General features: G+C 62.7%; 19 protein-coding genes. 7 read left to right on the top strand and 12 right to left on the bottom strand.

Translation table 11 applies throughout. The annotated features are described in order from the left end of the window. Window positions 1-6 precede the first annotated feature (6 nt). The 7 genes from HTY61_RS02940 to ccoN form a co-directional block, all read right to left on the bottom strand. Window positions 7-492 carry a FixH family protein gene (locus HTY61_RS02940; protein ID WP_175275396.1) on the bottom strand — a complete coding sequence of 162 codons (486 nt, stop codon included), beginning with the start codon at window positions 490-492 and terminating at the stop codon, window positions 7-9. A gap of 2 nt (window positions 493-494) precedes the next feature. Continuing rightward, window positions 495-2090 (bottom strand): cytochrome c oxidase accessory protein CcoG, encoded by a 1596-nt coding sequence (ccoG, locus tag HTY61_RS02935; protein ID WP_175275395.1) that lies wholly within the window; start codon window positions 2088-2090, stop codon window positions 495-497. A gap of 97 nt (window positions 2091-2187) precedes the next feature. After that, window positions 2188-4461, bottom strand: a complete 2274-nt coding sequence (locus tag HTY61_RS02930) for a fused MFS/spermidine synthase (RefSeq protein WP_175275394.1) — start codon at window positions 4459-4461, stop codon at window positions 2188-2190. 120 nt (window positions 4462-4581) lie between these two features. Continuing rightward, window positions 4582-5454 (bottom strand): cytochrome-c oxidase, cbb3-type subunit III, encoded by an 873-nt coding sequence (ccoP, locus tag HTY61_RS02925; RefSeq protein ID WP_175275393.1) that lies wholly within the window; start codon window positions 5452-5454, stop codon window positions 4582-4584. A 3-nt stretch (window positions 5455-5457) separates the two neighbouring features. Beyond that, entirely contained in the window at window positions 5458-5613 is a 156-nt protein-coding gene (locus tag HTY61_RS02920) for a cbb3-type cytochrome c oxidase subunit 3 (protein ID WP_175275392.1), read from the bottom strand. Between the two features lie 11 nt (window positions 5614-5624). After that, a complete protein-coding gene (gene ccoO / locus HTY61_RS02915; protein WP_175275391.1) occupies window positions 5625-6356 on the bottom strand; it encodes a cytochrome-c oxidase, cbb3-type subunit II in 732 nt (243 codons plus the stop codon). Window positions 6357-6367: 11 nt separating this feature from the next. Further along, entirely contained in the window at window positions 6368-7984 is a 1617-nt protein-coding gene (gene ccoN, locus HTY61_RS02910) for a cytochrome-c oxidase, cbb3-type subunit I (protein WP_175275390.1), read from the bottom strand. Window positions 7985-8166: 182 nt separating this feature from the next. Between ccoN and HTY61_RS02905 the strand changes: the two genes are divergently transcribed. Beyond that, a complete protein-coding gene (locus tag HTY61_RS02905; protein ID WP_175275389.1) occupies window positions 8167-8676 on the top strand; it encodes a hemerythrin domain-containing protein in 510 nt (169 codons plus the stop codon). Next, the gene (gene hemN, locus HTY61_RS02900) at window positions 8673-10028 is read left to right on the top strand and encodes an oxygen-independent coproporphyrinogen III oxidase (protein WP_175275388.1); all 1356 of its coding nucleotides are present in this window, start codon (window positions 8673-8675) and stop codon (window positions 10026-10028) included. The genes HTY61_RS02905 and hemN overlap by 4 nt, the downstream gene beginning before the upstream one ends. Here hemN and HTY61_RS02895 read toward each other — a convergent pair whose 3' ends face one another. From HTY61_RS02895 to xylF, 4 genes are all read right to left on the bottom strand, one after another. Then, entirely contained in the window at window positions 10029-10766 is a 738-nt protein-coding gene (locus HTY61_RS02895; protein WP_175275387.1) for a Crp/Fnr family transcriptional regulator, read from the bottom strand. It abuts the gene before it with no gap. A 136-nt stretch (window positions 10767-10902) separates the two neighbouring features. Next, complete coding sequence (locus tag HTY61_RS02890; RefSeq protein ID WP_175275386.1) at window positions 10903-11673, bottom strand: ATP-binding cassette domain-containing protein; 771 nt, start codon at window positions 11671-11673, stop codon at window positions 10903-10905. Next, window positions 11670-12971: a sugar ABC transporter permease gene (locus tag HTY61_RS02885; RefSeq protein ID WP_175275385.1), complete on the bottom strand. Its 1302-nt coding sequence runs from the start codon at window positions 12969-12971 to the stop codon at window positions 11670-11672. Before HTY61_RS02885 ends, HTY61_RS02890 begins: the two co-directional genes overlap by 4 nt. An 86-nt stretch (window positions 12972-13057) precedes the next feature. After that, window positions 13058-14092, bottom strand: coding sequence for a D-xylose ABC transporter substrate-binding protein (xylF, locus tag HTY61_RS02880; protein WP_175275384.1), 1035 nt, complete (start codon window positions 14090-14092; stop codon window positions 13058-13060). A 208-nt stretch (window positions 14093-14300) separates the two neighbouring features. Here xylF and HTY61_RS02875 point away from each other — a divergent pair, with 208 nt between their 5' ends. The 5 genes from HTY61_RS02875 to HTY61_RS02855 all read left to right on the top strand — a co-directional run bounded on the left by HTY61_RS02875 (window position 14301) and on the right by HTY61_RS02855 (window position 21531). Next, window positions 14301-15524, top strand: a complete 1224-nt coding sequence (locus HTY61_RS02875; protein ID WP_175275383.1) for an ROK family transcriptional regulator — start codon at window positions 14301-14303, stop codon at window positions 15522-15524. 1 nt (window position 15525) lies between these two features. After that, window positions 15526-16947 carry a di-heme oxidoredictase family protein gene (locus tag HTY61_RS02870; RefSeq protein WP_175275382.1) on the top strand — a complete coding sequence of 474 codons (1422 nt, stop codon included), beginning with the start codon at window positions 15526-15528 and terminating at the stop codon, window positions 16945-16947. Continuing rightward, the gene (locus tag HTY61_RS02865; RefSeq protein ID WP_175275381.1) at window positions 16944-18596 is read left to right on the top strand and encodes an FG-GAP repeat domain-containing protein; all 1653 of its coding nucleotides are present in this window, start codon (window positions 16944-16946) and stop codon (window positions 18594-18596) included. The genes HTY61_RS02870 and HTY61_RS02865 overlap by 4 nt, the downstream gene beginning before the upstream one ends. Before the next feature lie 626 nt (window positions 18597-19222). Next, entirely contained in the window at window positions 19223-20422 is a 1200-nt protein-coding gene (locus tag HTY61_RS02860; RefSeq protein WP_175275380.1) for an N-acetyltransferase DgcN family protein, read from the top strand. Continuing rightward, a complete protein-coding gene (locus HTY61_RS02855; protein WP_175275379.1) occupies window positions 20419-21531 on the top strand; it encodes an alanine/ornithine racemase family PLP-dependent enzyme in 1113 nt (370 codons plus the stop codon). Before HTY61_RS02860 ends, HTY61_RS02855 begins: the two co-directional genes overlap by 4 nt. On the opposite strand, the gene HTY61_RS02850 is transcribed toward HTY61_RS02855, so the two are convergent. Beyond that, window positions 21528-21926, bottom strand: a complete 399-nt coding sequence (locus HTY61_RS02850; protein ID WP_175275378.1) for a winged helix-turn-helix transcriptional regulator — start codon at window positions 21924-21926, stop codon at window positions 21528-21530. The genes HTY61_RS02855 and HTY61_RS02850 overlap by 4 nt on opposite strands. Window positions 21927-21991: the final 65 nt, after the last annotated feature.

Below are 21991 nucleotides of genomic sequence, written 5' to 3'. Positions count from 1 at the left end.
GGCGCATTACTCCCTGACCAGGAACCTGATCGCGCGCGTCCAGATCTCGCCCTTCGCCCCCGTGACCGTCAGGTCGACGTTCCAGATGCCCGGATCGAGCGCGACATCGGCGGCATACTCCCCGCCGCCCCTGTCGAGCAGCGATACCGTCTGGTCGTTCCGGTCCTGGACCGGATGACCGATTTTCGCCGAAACGATGGCACCGCGCAACGGCGCGCCGTCCTTGTCGGTCATCTCCACCGTGAAGGTGTCGCCGCCATAGGCGATTTCAGCCTGCCAGCCAAGCGCGAGCTGACGACGTTTCTCGGCCGTCACCTCGTTGAAACGCTGGCTCTCGACATAGGAATTCTGCACCACCAGCCCCGTCCAGCTGGAATTGGCAAACCAGGCAAGCGTCAGGTTGACGCCGATGATGGTCCCGAAGAACAGGACCAGCACGCCCAGCATGTGCCAGCCGGTGAAATGCTTCAGCCCGAGTATCTTCTCGATCATGGTCATCTTTCCGGTGCCTCGAATACCGCGTCATAGACGTCGCTCTCGAAGGACTGCTTGTCCTCGGCGATGAAGTGGAACGGCGCGCGCCCTTCCACGGTGTATTCCAGCGGTTGCGTGACATACACCTTAAGCGCCCGCAACTTGTCCGGCTCGACCGGAATGGCGAAACTGGTGCCGTCCGGCTGGTCGAGGCCGTTGATGCTCATGGTGGCGCCCGGCAGTCCCTCCAGCGACAGGAAGATGACCCGCGGCTCGGGGATCATGTTGAGGAGCTTGACGGTGTAGCCGTTGCGTATCGATCCGTCGGACAGCGTGACGAAAACCGGATTGCGGTCCTTCTGCACGTTCACCTCGAGCCGGTCGCGGCTGAGCAGCGCAACCACCAAGGCGAGGCCGATGGCAGCCCATGCGCCCATGTAGATCAGCGAACGGACGCGGAAGATGATCCGCCAGTTGAAATGCTTTATGCGGTCGTCAAACTTTCCGTCCTCGCCGCGCACGCGCGCCGGGTCGACGGCCCCGGTCTCCGGGTCCGTGGCGAGCTGCATGTTGTGGTTGTACTCGTGCAGCGTCGCATAGGCGATCAACCCGCGTTTCTTGCCGATCTTGTCCATGACCGAGTCGCAGGCGTCGATGCACAGCGCGCAGGTGATGCACTCCAGCTGTTGTCCGTCGCGGATGTCGATGCCCATCGGACAGACGGCAACGCAGGCGTTACAATCGACGCAATCGCCGACGGCCTTGCCTTCGGCTGCGGCCTTCTTGGCATGGCGGCTGCGTGGCTCGCCGCGCCAGTCGTTGTAGGTGACGACCAGCGAATCCTCGTCGAGCATAGCCGCCTGGATGCGCGGCCACGGACACATGTAGATGCACACCTGTTCGCGCATCAGGCCGCCGAACACATAGGTCGTTGCCGTCAGGACCGCGACGGTCGAATAGGCGATGAATGGTGCCTGGAAGGTCACAAGATCCTTCAGCAGCGTCGGCGCGTCGGCGAAGTAGAATATCCACGCACCACCCGTCGCCACGGAAATGGCGAGAAAGGACGCATGGGTCGCGACCATCTTTCGGGCCTTCTCGAACGACCATGGCGCCTTGGCGAGGCGCATGCGCGCGTTGCGGTCGCCCTGCCAGAATCGTTCCACCGCGATGAAAAGGTCCGTCCACACGGTCTGCGGACAGGCATAGCCGCACCAGGCGCGCCCGACGATTGATGTGACCAGGAACAGGCCGACGCCCGCCATCACCAGAAGGCCGGCGACGAAGAAGAACTCCTGTGGCCAGATCTCGACGAAGAAGAAATAGAAGCGCCGATTGGCCATGTCGATCAGAACGGCCTGGTCCGGCGCATGATCGCCACGGTCCCAGCGTAGCCACGGCGTCACGTAATAGATGCCGAGCGTGACCAGCATGATAAGCCACTTCAGGCGGCGGAACCGGCCCTCCGCCCGTTTCGGGAAAATCTGCTTGCGGGCCGCGTATAGCGGCTGTGCTTTCTTCTTCGCGCCGGCGTTGACGGGTTCGACGTCGACGGACGGAACTTCGGTCGCCTGATCCAAAACATGCTCCTGCCATAGCGGTGGGCGCGCAAACATGCGCCCCGCATGCCCCTTTTTGGCGACAGAGCGCCCAACAATCCTTGACCTGAATCAAGGCCACCAAGTGGCGGAAGGGCTACCGGCCCCGTCCGCGTCATTTCGCCTCGGGCTCGGCGTACCAGGACTTGCGCAGGATCGCGGCCGGAACGTTGGAGTAGCCGTCGGTCCAGGCCGCGGTTCGGCCCGGATCGACGGGTTGCCAGGTATTGTCAGCCGCCAGTGCGGCAAGGTCCCGCTCGTCGCGGGCCAGCACGGCGACCATGGAGGTCGTGGCACCTTGGTCTCGCGCCGCCGCGTCCGGAATGAACTTTCCGGCCCGCATCGCCATGCCGGTCTCGCGGGCGATGGCCGCCAAGACAGTGGCAAGCTCCATGTACCGGTTCGAGATGTGCACGACAAGCAAGCCCCTTTCGGCCAGCTTGTCCCGATAGAGGTCGAAAGCTTCCGTCGTCAGCAGATGTATGGGAATCGAATCGGACGAGAATGCATCGATCAACAGATAGTCGAACCGCCGGTCGGGCTCGTCGGCCAGCTTCAGCCGCGCGTCGCCGATGACCATGCGGTCGTCGGGCATCTCGCAGGAGGACATGAACCGGAAGTATTCGGGGTCGCGCGCGAGCCGCACCACGTCGGCATCGATCTCGAAATGCGTCCACCGCTCGCCGGGCGAGCGATGGCAGATCAACGAGCCGACGCCGAGGCCAACAACGCCGATTTCGGCCGGCTCGCCCGCCTTGCGCCGCTGGACGGAGAACAGCGCGCGGGCGATACCGCCGCTTGCGTGATAGTAGGTCAGCGGAGTCGGGGTCCCTGTTTCATCGACGCGCATCGATCCGTGGATCGTCGTGCCGTGCGACATGTTCATGAACTCCCCGTCCTCGCTCAGGCGCGCCTTCAGGACGCCGAAGAATGACCGTTCCATGAAGAGCTGGTTGCCCTGCATTTGAAGCCCGAAACAGAGCACACCGAAGGCCATCACCGAAGCGACGAAGGCGGGTTCCGCTCGCAGGTGGACGATCGATCCGGCGGCGGCGAAGGCGATGAACGCCATCAGCGTCAAGTCCGTCGGAACCGCCGAGAACAAGGCCGGGCCGAACGGACTTCCGGCAAGAAACAGCAGGATGAGGCCCGCGATCGACACGATCCACGCCGGTCGAGCGTCCTCCGCCCAGATGGACGGGCGGATCAACAGCGCGGCGAGCACGAGCAGAGGATATTCGGCAATCCAGTCGAACAGGACCGGGGCCAGCAGCGATGCGAAGACGCCACCGAGCACACCACCGGTGGACATCCAGAAATAGAAATTCGTCAGGTCGGACGCCGCCGGCCGCTTCGACGCCAGGACGCTGTGGGCAAGCAGCGCCGCGGCAAAGAAAAAGACGACCTGGATCAGCATCTGAGCGACCAGCGGGAACAGGTTGAAATAGCTGACCGCCAGCGCTCCGAAACCGAGCGCGGGCAGCGCGCGGTCCAGGAATCTGACGGGCACGACAGGCCTGCGCGCGAAGGCGAAGACGAACGTCATCAGATACAGCGACAGCGGCACGATCCAGAGCAGCGGGATCGCCGCGACATCCACCGAGATGTGTGCCGTTACCGCGACCATCAGGCCCGACGGCACAAAGGCCAGCCAGACCCATTGCAGCCGTGTGCGCCATCCGGCTTGCGTGCGCGGCCCGGCTTCGACAGGGTCCGCCTGCTCCGCCGCTGCCCGTTGCAGCGTCCCCCTGCCCGCGGCGAGCGCGCAGGCGGCGATGGCCGCGCCGAGCGCAATGAAGCCGCCCGCCCACATCGCAGACTGCGCCTGCAGGACGAATGCCGGCTCGAAAAACGCGACGTAGAGGACCAGCGATGCGAAGCTGCCGATGTTCGAGGCGCCGTAGAGGAAATAGGGATCGTGCGCGTGCGGATGCCCGGTGCGATGGAACCAGGCCTGAAGCAGCGGCCCGTTGGCCGATACCGCGAAGAACGGCAGCCCGACCGAGACCGCGAACAGGCCCAACAGCCAGATCGCTTGGCCGCTTTGCGGCGGCTGCCCCCACGCTTCGGAAACAGCGATCGGAAGGAAGACGAGCGCGCAAGCCATCACCGCAATGTGCACGACGGCCGCCACGCGCAGGTTCAGCCGCTTTGTCAGGAAATGCGCATAGCCGTAGCCGGCGAGCAGCATCGCCTGGAAGAAGACCATGGCGACGGACCACACCGCAGGCGTGCCGCCCAGCTTCGGCAGGACCATTCTGGCGAAGAGGGGCTGGACGGAAAAAAGCAGGAAGGCGCTGAGGAAGATCGTCAACGAAAACAGCGGCAGTACCAGCGCGCCGAACCCCGCCATCGGTTTCGCAACATGAATCGCCTGGTTGTCGCTCATGGTCCGTCCCACCCTTGGAAGGCAAGGAGACCACCGAAAGCTTAAAATTCCGCTGAGCGACAAAAAAGGCCGGGCGGCGCTGACGCCGCCCGGCCTATCTTGCAGTTACGCGCCGGCGTCTTACTGACCGCCGCCGAGACCGTGCACGTAGACGGCGAGCTGCTTGACGGTCGACTCGCCGAGGCGATCGCCCCAGGCCGGCATGACGCCCTGTCGCGGGCTGCTTACCTGGGCAACGATGTCGGCGTGAGTACCGCCATAGAGCCAGATCGCGTCCGACAGATTGGGCGCACCGAGTTCGGGATCTCCCTCGCCCGCATCGCCATGGCAGACGGCGCAGTTGTCGACATAGACAGTTTCGCCGCGCGCCGCCGCCTCCTCGTCATGTTCCTGGCCGGACAGCTTGCGGACGTACCAGGCAACATCGACGATGTCGTCGCGTTCCAGTATCTCGTCACGGCCGAAGGCCGGCATGTCGGAGATGCGCGTGTCCTCGTCCGTCTCGTAGCGGGCGCCGTGCATGATCGTGGTATAGATGTCCTCTACCGTGCCGCCCCAGATCCATGCGTCGTCATTGAGGTTCGGATAGCCCGGACCGCCCTGCGCACCGGAGCCGTGGCACTGCACGCAATAGACCTTGAAGGTCGATGCGCCGCCTGCCGTGGCAAACTGGACAAGATCCGGATCCGCGCTGATCTCCGTCACGTCGATCGACGCAATCCTGTCGAGATAGACGGCGCGCTCCGCCTGGAGCTCGGTCATCTCGTCGGCAAGCTGGGCACGGCTGGACCAGCCGAGAACGCCCGCCGTCGCGTCGGTGATGCCCGGCCAGGCCGGATAGAATACCGTGTAGGCCAGCGACCAGGCGATGCAGCCGTAGAATGTCCAGAGCCACCAGCGCGGCAGCGGGTTGTTGAGTTCCTTGATGCCGTCCCACTCATGGCCCGTGGTCTCGACACCGGAGATTTCATCGATATCCTTTTTGTCGGCCATGGATCAGTCCTCCTTGAAGGGGATGCGGGCCGCATCTTCACTGTGTTTCTTGGAACCGGGACGCATGACCCACACGACGACCGCGAGAAAGATCACGAACATGTAGAGCAGGCCCCAGCTGTCGGCGAAGGTACGCATGGAGTGGTAGTCGAATTCCATCTGTCCCTCCCCTACCGGTAGTTTTCTTCAGGTTCGTAGACCGAGAAGTCGACGAGCGTGCCGAGCATCTGGAGATAGGCCACAAGCGCGTCCATCTCCGTAACCTTCGTCGGATTGCCGTCGAAATCTCCGAGCACTGCCTTCGGATAGCGCTCCTCGATCCCGCTCCAGTCGGCCTCGGGATCCGCCTGCGCCATCAGGTCGGCCTCCGCGTTTTCGACCATCTCGTCCGTGTAGGGCACGCCCACGCGCCGGTTCGCGATCAGGTGACCCGACACGTTCTCGATCTTCAGTTCCGTGTTGGCGAGGAACTCGTAGGACGGCATGACGGATTCCGGAACGACCGACTGCGGATCCTTCAGGTGCTCCACATGCCACTCGTTTGAGTATCGCCCGCCGACCCGGGCCAGGTCCGGCCCGGTTCGCTTCGATCCCCACTGGAAGGGGTGGTCGTACATCGACTCTGCAGCCAGGCTGTAGTGGCCGTAGCGTTCCACCTCGTCGCGGAACGGACGGATCATCTGGCTGTGGCAGACATAGCAGCCTTCGCGCACATAGATGTTCCGGCCTGCCAGTTCGAGCGGCGAATAGGGACGCATCCCCTCCACCTTCTCGATCGTGTTCTCCAGGTAGAACAGCGGAACGATCTCGACGATGCCTCCGACCGTCACCACCGCGAAGGAGGCGAGGAACAGGAGCGTGACGTTCTTCTCGAGTATCTCGTGTTTATCGATCAAAGCCATGTTTCAGCTCCTCATTCCGCCGGCGCAAGCGCTTCCGGCTGCTCGGCACCCATGGGCACCTCGGACCGGACGTCGCCGCGGATCGTCTTGTAGATGTTGAACGCCATCACCAGCGCACCCGCCAGGTAGAGCACGCCACCGAGCATGCGCAGCACGTAGTAGGGATGCATGGCTGCGATGGATTCGGCGAAGGAGTAGACCAGGTAGCCCTGATCATCGTACTCGCGCCACATCAGGCCCTGCTGGATGCCCGACACCCACATGACCGCCGCGTAGACGACGATGCCAAGAGTCGCCAGCCAGAAGTGCCAGCTGACAAGGCGCAGGCTGTAGAGGCGCTGCCGGTTCCACAGTTTAGGCACAAGATAGTAGATGGCACCGAAGGAGATCATGCCGACCCAGCCGAGCGCGCCAGAATGAACGTGCCCGATGGTCCAGTCCGTGTAGTGGGACAGCGAGTTCACCGTCTTGATGGACATCATCGGCCCCTCGAAGGTCGACATGCCGTAGAAGGCGACCGAGATCACGAGCATGCGCATGATCGGGTCGGTTCTCAGCTTGTCCCAGGCGCCCGAGAGCGTCATCAGGCCGTTGATCATGCCGCCCCACGAAGGCATCCAGAGCATGATCGAGAACACCATGCCCAGCGTCTGCGCCCAGTCGGGCAGCGCCGTGTAATGGAGATGGTGCGGGCCCGCCCAGATGTAGAGGAAGATCAGCGCCCAGAAGTGGATGATCGAAAGCCGGTAGGAATAGACCGGGCGTCCGGCCTGCTTCGGAACGAAGTAGTACATCATGCCGAGGAATCCGGCAGTCAGGAAGAAGCCCACCGCGTTGTGGCCGTACCACCATTGCGTCAGCGCGTCCTGCACGCCGGCGAACAGCGAGTAGCTCTTCGCACCAAGCAGCGACACGGGCATCGACAGGTTGTTGACGATGTGCAGCATCGCGATCGTCACGATGAAGGAAAGATAGAACCAGTTCGCCACGTAGATGTGAGGTTCCTTGCGCTTGAACAGCGTTCCCATGAACACGATCAGGTAGGCAACCCACACCACCGTCAGCCAGATGTCGACATACCATTCAGGCTCGGCATATTCGCGGCTTTCGGTTATTCCGAGCAGGTAGCCGGTCGCGGCCATGACGATGAAGAGCTGGTACCCCCAGAAGACGAACCAAGCGAGGCTTCCGCCGAACAGGCGCGCCCGCGTCGTGCGCTGAACGACATAGAGCGAGGTTGCGATCAGCGCGTTTCCGCCAAAGGCGAAAATGACGGCCGAGGTATGCAACGGACGCATACGACCGAAATTGAACCAGGGCTCGATGTTGAGTTCGGGCCATGCCAGCTGCGAAGCAACGATAACACCGACCAGGAAGCCGACAACGCCCCAGAAAAGCGTGGCGACGACACCATAGCGCACCACATTGTCGAAATAGGCCGACTCGTCGGCCGCCGCGCCGGCAGGCGCGAATTCAAGTTTCCGCAGCATGACAATCGTGCCGATCGCCAGCGCGAAAAAGACGACCCAGGCATGCGCTTGGAAAGCCGCATCCTGGGCGAATGCCGCTCCGAGCAGGGCGAGAAACGCCGCCAGCCCCACCAGCGCGGTCATGTAGCTGTTGTTCATGGGAACCCCCTTCGGACATGCGCTCAGGCCAGCCGCGGCTGTCCCGACCGCGCTGGCATCTATTCGCATCCTCGATATGTCAGTGCTTCGTACCGACGCGCCTTGACCTGAATCAATGTGCGGGACTCGCCAAGGCGCAATGCTTGCCGCTGACCTTAATCGCCCTGCGAGGCTGTAGACAAATGAAAACGCGCGAAGACGCAAAGAAGGACAACGTCGTTCCGCTGCTGCGAAATACATGCGTGGACGCCGGGCAGGTCTGCGCGCAAATCCTTGCCCATCACGAAGAGCAGCTGGCCCTGTGCCAGAAACTCGAGGAAATCGCGGACGAATTGCCCGAAATTTCCGACACGCAGATGTGTCTGAGTCTGGCCCGCAAGATCCAGCCGATGGTCCGTGCTGCACATGAACACGAGGAAAGGACAGTCTTTCCCATTCTGATGGCGAGCGACGGAATCGACTCGAACCTGAAGGCCTCCCTTGAGCGGCTCCGCTACGAGCACTGGGAGGACGAGAGCTACGCCGACGAGGTTTCGGATGCGTTGTCTCGGTTCGTCACGGACAAGGCCTCCGTGAATGTCGAAACCCTTGCCTACATGCTGCGCGGCTTTTTCGAGGGGCTGCGGCGCCACATAGCTTTCGAGCGCGAGCACATCGTGCCGCTTCTTTGCCAGAAACAGGTATCCAAATGATCGACGCGGAGCGGATTCTCGCCAGCCAGCGCGGTGCCGTGCCGCGCTACACCAGCTATCCGACCGCGCCGCATTTCAGCGCGCCGGACGGACTGTCCATAGCCCGAGCCCGGCTAGAGCGCCTGCCCGCTGACGAACCGGTTTCACTGTATCTGCATGTGCCCTTCTGCGACCGGCTCTGCTGGTTTTGCGGCTGTCATACCAAGCACACCCTGAAATATGCGCCGGTCGAGGCCTATGTCGGGGCACTGTTGGAAGAAATGGCGACCGTGCGGGAACTCGCCGGCCGTCGGTTCCGGCTGGCGCATCTGCATCTCGGCGGGGGGTCTCCGAGCATGCTGCGCCAGCCGGACATCGAGCGTCTCGCCCGGGCGCTGCAGGACAATTTCAGGCTCGGCGCGGATACGGAGATCTCGATCGAGATCGATCCGTCGGATGTCACGGCCGAAACGTTGAAGGGATTCTCCGTTCTCGGCGTCACCCGCGCCAGCGTCGGTGTCCAGGACTTTTCCGAAGAGGTACAGCGGGCAATCAACCGGCCGCAGACCTTCGAGCAGACCCGCGAGATCATCGATACGCTTCGCGAATCGGGCGTGCGCTCGATCAATGTCGATGCCCTTTACGGCCTGCCGCTACAGACGGAGGAACGACTCGTCTCCACCATCGACAAGGTACTCACCCTGTCCCCGGACCGAATCGCGCTGTTCGGCTACGCCCATGTGCCCTGGATGAAGAAGCACCAGCGACTGATCCGCGAGGAGGATCTGCCCGGCACGATCGAGCGGTTCCATCACGCCGGACTCGCCGCCGACATGATTGCCGGCGCCGGCTATGACCGGATCGGGATCGATCACTTCGCGAAGCCGGACGACAGCCTTGCACTTGCCGCCCGCAAGGGGCGCCTGTTCCGCAACTTCCAAGGCTACACGACAGACGCCTGCCGCACGCTGATCGGTCTCGGCGCATCCGCGATCAGCTCCTACGGGGACGCCTATGTGCAGAACATTGTCCCTACCAGAGAATACGAGAATACCGTCCGCAACGGCAAGATCGCGGCTGCGCGCGGTGTCGAGCTGAGTGTCGACGACCGGATTCGTGCCTACATGATCGAACGCATCATGTGCGATTTCGCCGTGTCATTTGAGGCGATGGAGGAAAGGTTCGGCGACCTGGCCCGGCCCTACATCGCCGAGGCCCGGCTGGTCGCCGCGACGGACCGCTTCGGCCTCTCCGAAGCCGATGACCGCAGATTCCGCGTCAGGGAGGAAGCGCGCCGCTTCACGCGCATCGTCGCAAGCTGGTTCGACGCCTACCTGGAAGACAGTTCGGTACGTTATTCCAAGGCCGTCTGATCAACGGTCGGTTTCGCAGGCGGCTTCGAGTCTCTCGAGATCGGGCACGATCACCGTCCGGTTGTTCTCGATCTGGATCACCCCGGCCTTGCGCAGCTTGGTAATCTGCCGGCTGACGGTTTCGATGGTCAGACCGAGAAAATCCGCGATATCCGAACGCTTGAGCGGAAGTTCGAACCGGATCGGCCCGTCATGGTCAGCGAGTTCCGGATCGACATTTGCCGCGATAAGGTAAAGAAAGCTGGCCACCTTTTCTCCAGCAGTCTTGCGACCGAGCGTGAGCATCCATTCCCGTGCCTCGTCGAGTTCCTTCAAGGCCTGCTCGTGCAGCTTGTGCTCGAGTTCGGGCGATTCGCGAACCAGTTCCTCGATCACGTTGCGTGGAAACGTGCAAAGCGTCACATCGGTCGCCGCGTCAGCGATCACATCGCTTTCCTCGCGGAACAGGCGGCCCATGAAATCGGGAGCGAACTGCAGGCCGACAATCTGCTGACGGCCATCGGCAAGCAGCTTGGACAGCTTCACCACGCCGCGAAGAATGTTCGAATAGCGATGGGCTTCCTCGCCGGCGGAAAGAAGCTCGTTCCCGCTCTCGTAGGAATACTGCTTGGTGTAACGGTTGAGCTTTTTCAGTTGATCGGGGGAAAGCACGCCACAAATCCCTCCGTGGCGCGCCTCGCAAGAACGGCAGATAGCGGGAATTTCCGAGGACTGTTCGTTCTTGCGTGCAGTATCCATGACGATCCGCTCTCCGAGACTCAAGGCAAATCCTTCCCCCGCGGATCACCACGAAGGAAGGTCCGCTCACTATATATGAATTTGAGAGAAAGAGCAGGGGCGCGGCAACATGTCACGACCGCGCCCGCATGGCGGATCAGGAGATCGCGCCGGGCCCCGGGACGCCCTGCGGCGGACACTTGCCGGCTATGATCATCCCCAGCATGTCATCCTCGGAAACCTCGTCCACCTTGACCGTGCCGACAAGCTGCCCGTTCTTCATGACATTGGCCCGGTCGCACAGCATCTTCACCTGGTGGATGTCGTGATCGATCAGGAAGATGCCGATACCTTCGGACTTCAGCTGCTCGATAAGTTCGGCAACCATCTTGGTTTCCTGCACGCCGAGCGCAGCGGTCGGCTCGTCCATGATCAGGATCCTGGCGTTGAAATAGACCGCGCGTGCAATTGCCACCGACTGGCGCTGGCCGCCCGACAGCCCCGCGACCGGCGTGTGGAAGCGCCGGAAATTCGGGTTGAGGCGTTTCATGATCTTGCGCGTCTCGGCCTCCATCCGCGCGTCGTCGACAAAACCGCTCGGCGTGACGAGTTCGCGACCGAGGAAGAGATTCGACGCGGCATCCAGATTATCCGCGAGCGCGAGATACTGGTAGATCGTCTCGATCTTGTAGTCGCGGGCGTCTCGCGGATTGTTGATATTCGCCTTCTCCCCGTTGATGTAGATCTCGCCACCGTCGCGCGGCAACGCGCCCGACAGCATCTTCATCAACACGGACTTGCCTGCTCCGTTGTGACCGAGCACGCCGACCACTTCCCCCGGATAGAGATCGAAGCTGACATGATCGACGGCCTTGATGCCGCCAAACGACTTCTGCATGTCGCGCAGTTCGACAAGCGGTGTGGTCATATCTTGTCTCCCGTCCTGCGGCGATAGACGATGTCGATGAAAACGGCGAGAACCAGCACGATACCGACAACGATGTTCTGGTACGGCGCATCGACGCCGACCATTGCCATGCCCGACTGCAGGCTCTGCATGATCAGCGCGCCGAGAATGGCGCCGTATATCGTGCCCATGCCGCCGGAAAGCGCGGTGCCGCCAATCACGGCCGCGGCGATGACCCGCAACTCGTCAAGCGTGCCGATGTCGTTGGAGTGGAAGGTCTGGCGCGACGAGGCCACGACCGCGGAAATCGCGCAAAGAAGCCCCATGATGGCGAACACCTTCACCGTGAGCAGCCGCGTGTTGATGCCGGCCAGCATGGCCGCCTCGGGATTGCCGCCCGTCGCGAAGATGTAGCGGCCGAGCCGGGTGCGCCGTGCGACCACGGTCATCACGATCGCGATGAGGATCAGCAGCAGCACCGAGATCGGTATGCCGTATCCCTGGGTGACTCCCTCCGGCAACACCTCGCCGCGCGCCTCGTAAATCCGACGCAGCCGCGCCGCAGGTATTTCATAGGAATTGAGCACGTAGACGAAACCGACGATCACCGCCGCGATGACGCCTCCGAGCACGACTTCCGCCCAGACGGGTTTGACCGGGAACTCGTGCATGACCTTGGTTCGCCGCGACTGCCACAGCGCATACAGGGATCCGGCGATCGCGATGGCAGCGAAGACCCAGCTCCAGGTCTCGCCAAGCGTGCCGTTGATGCCACCGAACAGCTGGAAGTTCTCGTCAAGCGGCCCGATCGTCTGGCCCTTTGTCAGGTGCCATGCCACGTTGCGCCAAACGAGGTAACCGCCGAGCGTGACGATGAAGGCGGGAATCGTCAGGTAGCCGATCAGCCAGCCATGGAATGCGCCGATCGCCAGTCCGGCCGCCATGCCGACGAGGATGGCAACCGGCATGGTCGCCGGATGGTTGAGCCCGAGGCCGAGCCAGTCGGGCATGACCAATGTCTGCATCATCGCCATCACCGCCGAGCAGGTCGCGAGCAGCGAGCCGACGGACAGGTCGATATGCCGCGTGACGATGACGAATACCATTCCTGTCGCCATGATCGCGACCGACGCGGTCTGGATCGTCAGGTTGAATATGTTCCGGGGCGTCATGAAACGCCCGTCGGTCAGGAAATTGAACACAAGGCAGATGACGACGAAGGCGCCGATCATTCCAAGAAGGCGATTGTCTATCTCGAGCGCGGCAAAGAAATTACGCGGTTTTGCCGGCGCGCTTGCCGCAGGTGAAGTGTCGGTCATGGCCGTAATCCGGGTAAGGGACATCGCGGCGTTCCCATCCCGAGGGATGGAAACGCCTTATGCTGGTTTGTAACAGAGCAGAAAGATCAGTTACAGGGAGCCGGTCCGTCGGAAACGCCCTGGCAGAGTGCTTCCTTGGAGATCCAACCTGCATCCACGACAACGCTCAGATTGTCCTGGGTGATCGGAACCGGCTTGAGGAACTTGGCGGTCATGGTCGTGCCGGCCGGAGACGTCCATTCCACCGCGCCCTCGATATCCGCCATGTCCGTCCCGTCGGCCAGCTGGGCAGCGATTTCGCCTGCAGCCTTGCCGAGTTCACGGGCATCCTTCCAGACGCTGACCGTCTGCGTGCCCTTCGCGACGCGGTTCAGGGCGGCATGGTCACCGTCCTGGCCGGACACCGGAATGCCTTCCATGCCCTGCGCCGTAAGCGCGGCAACGACACCACCGGCAGTACCGTCATTGGAAGCGACCACGGCATCGACCTTGTTGTCGTTGGCCGTCAGGATCTGTTCCATGTTGCGCTGGGCATTGGCCGGAAGCCAGCCGTCGGTATAGGCCTCGCCAACGATGGTGATGTCACCCTTGTCGATAGCGTCCTGCAGAACCTCCTGCTGACCACCGCGAAGGAAGTCGGCGTTCGGATCGGTGGGCGAACCCTTGATCATGACGTAATTGCCCTTCGGCGCGGCCGCGAGAACGGCGCGGGCCTGCATGCGGCCGACCTCGACATTGTCGAAGGTAAGGTAGAATGCGCGGCTGTCCTCGATCAGGCGGTCATAGGCGATGACGGGAATGCCCTCGTCAGCAGCGGCCTGCACGGCCGGGATGATCGCCTGATTGTCCTGGGCGAGAACGATGAGCGCGTCAACGCCCTGCGCCATCAGGCTCTCCACGTCCGACAACTGCTTGGCCGCCGACGACTGGGCATCAGTGGAAACGTAGGTGTCGCCATTGGCCTCGATCGCGGCCTTCATGGCGGCTTCGTCGGTCTTCCAGCGTTCTTCCTGGAAGTTCGACCAGGACACGCCGATGGTCTTGCCTTCGGCCCATGCCGAACCGGCGAGACCGGCAGACAGTACGACGCCCGCGAGGAGCGCGGTTGCAAACTTTCTCATGTAATCCTCCCGATGCACGGAAATGCAACTGTTAGTGCGGGCCGGGCATAGCGCCTCCCCGCGACAGAAGCCCTTTAATTCGAGCCTCGAAAAAAATCGTGACTCAAATGGGCGAACATGTCAACATGAAAGCGGGCTACGTCAACTTGTTGCAATGCATATGAAATTCTTGCATTGCACCCGGCACGTGAGGAGGCGCACCGGGACAATGACAAAAATACTTCGCTCAGACGACATGCGAAGACGGAACCGGCTACGCATCATACAGATCGTGCGGCGCAACAAGGCAATCAGCCGCGGCGAGATCGCCCTGCAGGCAGGACTGAGCCCCGCGACCGTCTCCACGATTTCGAATGACCTGATCGCCGAGGACGTCCTCATCGCCCGCGGAGGAGAGAATGGCACCAGCGCAGGCCGGGGCCGGCCGAGCGTAGACCTGTCCATCAACCCGAAGTTCCGTCACGCCGTTCTGCTGATCCTCAAGATTGGCGTTGCCGCCGTGGCCATCGTCGATTACGCGGGCTCGGTTGTCGCACGCCGCGAGTTCGACCTCGACATGGCGAACATCGAGAGGGAAGCGTTCCGTGAAAGCCTCGTCGCCGACATCCGCCGGACGCTGGATTCCAGCGGCATCGACGCCCGTCAGGTTGCGCGTATCGCCGTCGGCGTGCAGGGCGCGACTGACATTGCCGGGCGGAACATGCTGCGTTCGCCGATGACATCGCTCACCGATGTGCCCGTAGCCGATTGGCTCGAAGAGGAATTCGGCGTGCCGGCAAGTCTGGCCAACGACTGCGACCTGATCGCGAAGGCGCTCAACTGGCGCGACCCCGAGCGCTACAGCGACAATTTCGCGGCCATATTGCTCGCCCACGGCGTCGGCATGGGCCTGTTCCTGCGCGGCGACATCATCAACGGCACGCAATCGTCGGGTACGGAATTCGGACACATGATGTACAAGGTCGGCGGTGCACTGTGCCGCTGCGGCTCGCGTGGCTGCATCGAGGCCAATGCCGGCGACTATGCGATCTTGCGCCGCTACCGCCAGGAGCCGATCGACGCGAAGCCGGCAAGCCACGTGACTCCCGGCGAGTTCACCAGCGTCGCCAACGCCGCACGCGACGGAAACCCGCTGGCGCGCGAGGCATTTGCCGCAGCAGGCCGTTCCTTGGGGCTGGGCCTGGCCAGCATTTTCGCGCTGGTTGATCCGTTCCGCGTCGTCTTTGCGGGCCACGGCGCGATCGCCTTCGACCTGATGGAACCGACATTGCGCGAAACGCTGGGCAATTCCAACCTGGCCGCTGCCCGCGACATCCCTATCGACCTCTATGTGGACGAGATGCCGCTCGTGTTCGAGGGTTGTGCCATCGGCGCCCTGTCGAAAATCGACGCCGCCCAGGCCGACCGCGTGCTCGGCTCCGCGGAGAATTGACATGCAGAAGCGCTCCATATCCACGCCCATCGTCGCGCTACTCGTCGCCACGGCTTGCCTGCCAGCCGCGGCCAACGACGTCCCCTGGGCAGAACGCACCCTCACCGACCATGTCGACCAGTCGGAGCTTGAAGGGCGCCTCGATCGCGACGCTCTGTTCAACCTGATCGAGCGGGGCGAAGAACTGTTCACCGCCAAGTTCACCGAGCTTGATGGCGCGGGACGCATCATGGCGACGCAAGCGATCATCCCGACCAAGCGCAAACGCCCGCCGGACAGCCTGTTCCAGCGCATCGCTGGGACCGATTCCAACGCCTGTTCCAGCTGCCACCGCGAGCCCGTGACCGGAGGCGCGGGCGATTTCACGGTCAATGTCTTTGTCAACGAGGGCTTCGTGAACGCGGATTTCGATACCGTCGATCCGCAGTTTTCCAACGAGCGCAACACCAATCACCTGATGGGCGCCGGCCTCGTCGAGCTGCTGGCGCGGGAAATGACCGCCGACCTGCACGCGATCCGTGCCCGGACGCTGAAAGAGGCGCGCGAAACCGGACAGCCGGTCAGCGCGCGACTTGAAACCAAGGGCATATTCTTCGGACACATCACGGCTCAGCCGGACGGCATTCTCGATCTCTCCGGGATCGAGGGGGTGGATACCGACCTTGTCATCCGACCATTCAGCCAGAAGGGCGTGATGACCTCGCTGCGCCAGTTCGCCATCAACGCCATGAATCAGCATCACGGCATGCAGGCGGTCGAACGCTTCGGCGAACGCTGGACGGGTGAAAGCGATTTCGACGAGGATGGTCACGCGGACGAATTGACCGAGGGCGACATTTCGGCCCTCGTCGCCTGGCAGGCCACCCTGCCCCCGCCTGTCATCGAGGTTCCCGACGATCCGGCATGGCGGAAAGCCGCCGCGCGCGGCAGCGCCGTGTTCGACGAGATCGGCTGCAATGCCTGCCATGTCCGCGCGCTGCCGCTGGACAGTCTCGAATTCTCCGATCCCGGCCCCTATGACGCGGCGGGCACTTTGCGGGAAGGTGAAATCAAAGGCGCGATCTATGACCTGTCGCTGAGCGATTGGGCCGACCGGCTGGAGCGCAACGAGAAGGGACAGTGGCTGATTCCGATCTTCGGCGACCTGAAGCGCCATGTCATCACCGACCGGCAGGTCGCCGATCTGGGCAACGAGTTGCTCGGCCAGCGTTTCGTCGAGCGCAACGAGTTCCAGACCGCCGAACTGTGGGGCCTCGCCTCGACCTCCCCCTACGGCCACCGCGGCGACTTCACCACGCTCGACGGCGTGATCCGCGCCCATGGTGGTGCGGCGCGCGCGGCCCGCGACGCCTATGTGGAATGCGCGGAGGAAGACCGCAGCGCCCTGATCGCCTTCCTCAAGACCCTGGTAATTCCGCAATGAGACGCGCCGTTCTTCTGCTTTCCGCCCATCTCGTTCACGTGGCACCGCTTGCCGCCGAAGAAGCTCCGCGACACCTGCCGATGGACGTCCCCGTCATGGTCGAGGAGGCGCTTGCCGCCGGCATAGACCACCATTATGCCGGCCCGTGGGAATATTTCGTCGGCGGCGGCGCATCGGCCTTCGACTGCAACGGCGACCGCCTGCCCGATCTTGCCATCGCCGGCGGTACCGCCCCTGCCCGGCTCTATGTAAATCGCAGCAAAATCGGCGGAGAACTTCGCTTCGAGGAAAGGCCTGAGGCCCTTCCGCCTGCCGCGCGCGACCGCGTCACCGGGTTTTATGCTCTCGACATCGACAATGACGGTTTCCGCGACCTCGTCGCACTGCGCGTCGGCGAGAACATGATCCTCAAGGGCGGGCCGGACTGCAGCTTCACGGAGGCGAACCGGCTGTTCGCCTTCGACGGCGGCCGCGCCTGGACGACGGCGTTCGCCGCGACGTTCGAGCCGGGGCTTTCCTTCCCGACACTGGCCTTCGGCAACTATGTCGACCGGTCGGCCCCCGGGTCGCCCTGGGGCACCTGCCACGACAACGCCTTCATCCGCCCGCTCAAGGACACCGAGACGCCCGACTACTCGGAGCCGCTGCCGCTTTCGCCGGGCTATTGCGCCCTTTCGATGATCTTCACCGACTGGAACCGCTCGGGGGAACCGGATCTCCGGATCGCCAACGACCGGCAGTATTACCGCGAGGGACAGGAGCAGCTCTGGCGCGTCCAAGCAGGCCGGCCGCCGCGCCCCTACCGGCGCAATGACGGCTGGCGGCGCGTGCAGATCTGGGGCATGGGTATCGCCGAGGCCGATCTCGACGCCGATGGATATCCCGAATATGCCGTGACCTCGATGGGCGACACGATCTTGCAGACGCTGGACGACGAGGCGGATCCCGACAGTCCGGTCTATCGCGATATCGCTTGGGATTACGGCGCGACCGCGCACCGGCCATATACGGGCGATGACCTGAAACCTTCGACCGGCTGGCACGCGGAATTCCAGGATTTCAACAATGACGGACGGTTCGATCTCTTCATAGCCAAGGGCAATGTCGAGCAGATGCAGGACTTCGCCGCCTACGACCCGGACAACCTACTGCTCGGCAAGGCGGAAGGCGGTTTCGTCGAGGCGGGCGACCGGGCGGGCATCGCCCTTCCCCGCCGAGGGCGCGGCGCGGCGATCGCCGACTTCAACATGGACGGCATGCTGGACCTCGCCGTGGTCAACCGCGAGGCGCCGCTCTCGCTGTTCCGCAATGCCGGCGGCTCGAACAACGGGTCGGAAGCGCGCCCGATGGGCAACTGGCTGGAGATCGAGCTGCGGCAAAAGGGCGTCAACCGCAACGCCATCGGCGCAACGATCACGGTCAAGTCCGGCAACGAGACGCGCACCCGCAGGGTCCAGGTCGGTGGCGGCCACGCTTCGGGATCGTCGGGCTTTATCCATGTCGGCACTGGCGTCGCCGAACGCGCCCAGATCCGCGTGCAGTGGCCGGACGGCGAATGGTCCGCCCCGTTCCGCGTCTTCGCCAACAATTTCGTGGTGATCGAGCGCGGCGCGACGCAGGCGCAGTACTGGTATCCGCCGGTAGAGTGAACAAACACTGCCGAAACAGGCACTTGCGGCATTGGATGAAGACACGCTCGCCAGCCTCGAGGACACGACAGTAGCGGGGATGGGGTAGCCTGCCCCGCCCGTATCGCTCGGGAGAAACTCACTTAATGCGGGAAAAGCCAGAAATCATGCAAGCTTTCCGTGTTTTCATGCTACACAGATAACTTGCACGCGATAACGCATACCGGTTCCGGTGCCTGTCGGACCTCTTTTGCAGCTTCCTTGCCGATTGAAGCCTGCCAGATCGCTCTATACAAAACGTCTGAAACTGCCGGCCCAAAGGGTCCGTGAAGCCGTTGCCTCGAACAAGCTGGATGCTTGCTAACGGCACAGCGGGTTTGAGAGCAATCAGGCTCTTGAGATGATCGTGACGCCAACGCTCCCGTTCGGAGCGTACGGTCTGGATGTCAAATCCGGACGCTTCGCCCAAAACGTGGTTTGGGTGAGCAATCGACGCTCTCTTGCAATGAAATCCGCGAACGCACGGACCGTGGCGGCGGCCACGAACGTGGCCTACCGCCACGCCGTTCGCAACTACGCCCAAAACCGAAATTGACCCGCGAGCACGATCTGGCTGCTGACGCGATGTGTCATCCAAGGAACATTACATGACCACCAACACCCTTTTCGAACAACGCCCGCCTTCAGGTATCAAGGGACGGCCCGCTTCCGACCCGGATGCCCGGTCTGTCGTCCCGTTTCCCCCGCGCGGCAAGCCGCCAATGTCCAACACAGCGGTCATTTATTGCGAAGGCAATTTCGGCGCCATTGACGGCAAGACCGCCAACGGGCTGGTGCGGCACTCGGAGAAATACAAGATCCTCTCCGTCATCGACAGCGAGAAGGCCGGTCTCGATGCCGGCGAGGTGCTCGGTGATGCGGCGAACGGCATACCCGTTTGCAGGGATCTCGACGATTCCCTGGCGCAGGCGGTAAGCCTGCCCGAATATTTCATTTTCGGCATGGCGCCATCGAGCGGCATGCTGTCGACGCATGAACGCGGACTCATGATCGAGGCCATGAGCTACGGCATCAACATCGTCAACGGCCTGCATGAGTTTCTCAACGACGACCCCGTGTTTGCCGCGGCATGCCTTGCCCACAACGTTACCATCCTCGATATCCGCAAGCCCCGCGCCAAGAAGGATCTTCGCCTGTTCAGCGGCAGGATCAGCGAAGTCACCTGCCCGCGCATCGCGGTGCTCGGCACCGATTGCGCAATCGGCAAACGCACGACAGCGACCATCCTGGCCCGCGCGCTGAACGATCTCGGCATCAATGCGGTTATGGTCGGAACCGGCCAGACGGGACTGATCCAGGGCGCGCGCTACGGCATCGCGATGGACGCGGTGCCTTCCCAGTTCTGCTGCGGCGAACTGGAGGCGACGATCGTCGAGGCATTCGAAATCGAAAATCCGGACATCATCATCATCGAGGGACAGGGCGCGCTGAGCCACCCGGCCTTTTCGACATCATCCTTCATTCTGCGCGGAAGCTGTCCCGATGGCGTCGTGCTCCAGCATGCGCCGGGACGCGCCAACCGCTGCGATTTCGAGCAGATGGCGATGCCGACACCCGCCAGCGAGATCAACCTGATCGAGACCTTTGCCGACACCAAGGTCATCGGCCTGACGATCAACCATGAGAACATGACACCGGCGGAAGTCGACCAGGCGATCATCGCCTATGAAGGCGAGCTTGGCATTCCGGCAACCGATGCCCTGACCAAGTCCCCCGATCACTTGGTGGAGATGGTTCTCACCTCCTTCCCTCAGCTCAGGATGAAGCTGACTGCAAGGGCCAATTGACCTCCCCTCGCCTTGAGATAGATCTCTCCAAAATTCGCCACAACGCCCGGGTGCTCGTGAACCGGCTCGGCAAGCGCGGCATCTCGGTATCGGGTGTGACCAAGGCCTTCCTCGGCTTGCCGGACATCGCCGGGGAACTGCTGGCCGCCGGCGTCAGCGGACTGGCCGACTCCCGCATCGAGAATATCCGGACCATGCGCCGTGCGGCAGTAAAGGCACAGATGACGCTCATCCGCTCGCCGATGATCGGGCAAGCGGCGCTGGTGGTCAGAACGGCAAACACCAGCCTCAACACCGAACTCGACGTCATCTCGGAACTTTCAAAGGCCGCGCGGGACATCGGCCGCGTCCACGGCGTGTTGCTGATGGTCGAACTCGGCGACCTTCGCGAAGGCATCATGCCTGCCGACCTGGAAGATGCCGTGCGCCGGACACTCGACTTTCCTAACATCGCCCTTATGGGTATCGGCACGAACCTGGCATGCCGCTGCGGCGTCGTCCCGGACACCAGGAACATGGGGGAATTGTCGCAACTGGCAAATGCGATCGAGGCAAGCTTCGGTCCCGTTCTCCCCATTGTCTCGGGCGGAAATTCAAGCAACCTCGACTGGGCACTCGGCACGGCCGACACGGGCCGGATCAACAATCTGCGCCTTGGCGAATCCATTCTTCTCGGCTGCGAACCCCTCCATCGCCAGCCGATCGAGGGCCTTCATACGGATGCGATCACGCTGGTGGCCGAGGTCATCGAGTCGAAGATCAAGCCATCGCAGCCGACAGGCGCGGTTGCAGAGGCCGCGTTCGGAACGGCCATCGTGTCAACGGATCGCGGGCCGGTATCACAGGCGATCCTGGCCCTGGGACAGATGGACACCGACCCGGCGGGCCTGACGCCGCCGCCGGGTATCGGGATTCTCGGGTCGAGCAGCGATCACCTCGTGCTGGACACGGGACGAAACCGCCTGCCGATCGGAACGGAGGTAGGGTTTCAGCTCAATTACAGCGCCCTGATCCGGTCGATGGCCTCGCCATTTGTCACCCGGCTGATCCAACATGGCGCAAGCCCGCACGCTCAACCTGCGCCTCAACCCGCCGAATATGCCATCTAGCTGCAGTGGCCGGGGCTTGCGGCGGCTCCTTGGCCCGCCTTCCGATATTGCGAGCCCCAGTCGCGCAGCGCCTCGATGACGTCGCGCAGGCGCTCGCCCTTTTCGGTCAGCGAGTATTCCACCCGAGGCGGCACAACGGCGTAAACCTTCCGGTGAACGATGCCGTCGGCTTCCAGTTCGCGAAGCTGTTTCGTGAGGCTGCGCTGTGTGACGCCGCCGACGCGCCGCGCCAACTCGTTGAAGCGCAGCGTCCCGTCCATCAGGTGGAAGATGATCATGCCCTTCCACTTGCCGGCGATCTGCTCCAGCGCGGCTTCGACCGGGCACCCCCCGTTGCAGTCGTAGCGATCGAACCTCGATGCCACCGCCGTCTCGGCTTCTCTTACAGTATCCATAATGTACCTATAGGCAAAAAATGTGCGTACTTGCCAATATGTTTCTACCCGCTCATATGCGCGTG

This window comes from Oricola thermophila, from assembly GCF_013358405.1.
Lineage (GTDB): Bacteria > Pseudomonadota > Alphaproteobacteria > Rhizobiales > Rhizobiaceae > Oricola > Oricola thermophila.
The sequence above is the reverse complement of the archived record's forward strand: the minus strand, read 5'-3'. Positions and strand labels throughout refer to the sequence as shown.

What these genes read in the sequence shown, in the direction of transcription:
- HTY61_RS02940 (WP_175275396.1), bottom strand. Translation starts at nt 492, where the DNA reads ATGATCGAGAAGATACTCGGGCTGAAGCATTTCACCGGCTGGCACATG.
- ccoG (WP_175275395.1), bottom strand. Translation starts at nt 2,090, where the DNA reads ATGTTTGCGCGCCCACCGCTATGGCAGGAGCATGTTTTGGATCAGGCG.
- HTY61_RS02930 (WP_175275394.1), bottom strand. Translation starts at nt 4,461, where the DNA reads ATGAGCGACAACCAGGCGATTCATGTTGCGAAACCGATGGCGGGGTTC.
- ccoP (WP_175275393.1), bottom strand. Translation starts at nt 5,454, where the DNA reads ATGGCCGACAAAAAGGATATCGATGAAATCTCCGGTGTCGAGACCACG.
- HTY61_RS02920 (WP_175275392.1), bottom strand. Translation starts at nt 5,613, where the DNA reads ATGGAATTCGACTACCACTCCATGCGTACCTTCGCCGACAGCTGGGGC.
- ccoO (WP_175275391.1), bottom strand. Translation starts at nt 6,356, where the DNA reads ATGGCTTTGATCGATAAACACGAGATACTCGAGAAGAACGTCACGCTC.
- ccoN (WP_175275390.1), bottom strand. Translation starts at nt 7,984, where the DNA reads ATGAACAACAGCTACATGACCGCGCTGGTGGGGCTGGCGGCGTTTCTC.
- HTY61_RS02905 (WP_175275389.1), top strand. Translation starts at nt 8,167, where the DNA reads ATGAAAACGCGCGAAGACGCAAAGAAGGACAACGTCGTTCCGCTGCTG.
- hemN (WP_175275388.1), top strand. Translation starts at nt 8,673, where the DNA reads ATGATCGACGCGGAGCGGATTCTCGCCAGCCAGCGCGGTGCCGTGCCG.
- HTY61_RS02895 (WP_175275387.1), bottom strand. Translation starts at nt 10,766, where the DNA reads ATGGATACTGCACGCAAGAACGAACAGTCCTCGGAAATTCCCGCTATC.
- HTY61_RS02890 (WP_175275386.1), bottom strand. Translation starts at nt 11,673, where the DNA reads ATGACCACACCGCTTGTCGAACTGCGCGACATGCAGAAGTCGTTTGGC.
- HTY61_RS02885 (WP_175275385.1), bottom strand. Translation starts at nt 12,971, where the DNA reads ATGACCGACACTTCACCTGCGGCAAGCGCGCCGGCAAAACCGCGTAAT.
- xylF (WP_175275384.1), bottom strand. Translation starts at nt 14,092, where the DNA reads ATGAGAAAGTTTGCAACCGCGCTCCTCGCGGGCGTCGTACTGTCTGCC.
- HTY61_RS02875 (WP_175275383.1), top strand. Translation starts at nt 14,301, where the DNA reads ATGACAAAAATACTTCGCTCAGACGACATGCGAAGACGGAACCGGCTA.
- HTY61_RS02870 (WP_175275382.1), top strand. Translation starts at nt 15,526, where the DNA reads ATGCAGAAGCGCTCCATATCCACGCCCATCGTCGCGCTACTCGTCGCC.
- HTY61_RS02865 (WP_175275381.1), top strand. Translation starts at nt 16,944, where the DNA reads ATGAGACGCGCCGTTCTTCTGCTTTCCGCCCATCTCGTTCACGTGGCA.
- HTY61_RS02860 (WP_175275380.1), top strand. Translation starts at nt 19,223, where the DNA reads ATGACCACCAACACCCTTTTCGAACAACGCCCGCCTTCAGGTATCAAG.
- HTY61_RS02850 (WP_175275378.1), bottom strand. Translation starts at nt 21,926, where the DNA reads ATGGATACTGTAAGAGAAGCCGAGACGGCGGTGGCATCGAGGTTCGAT.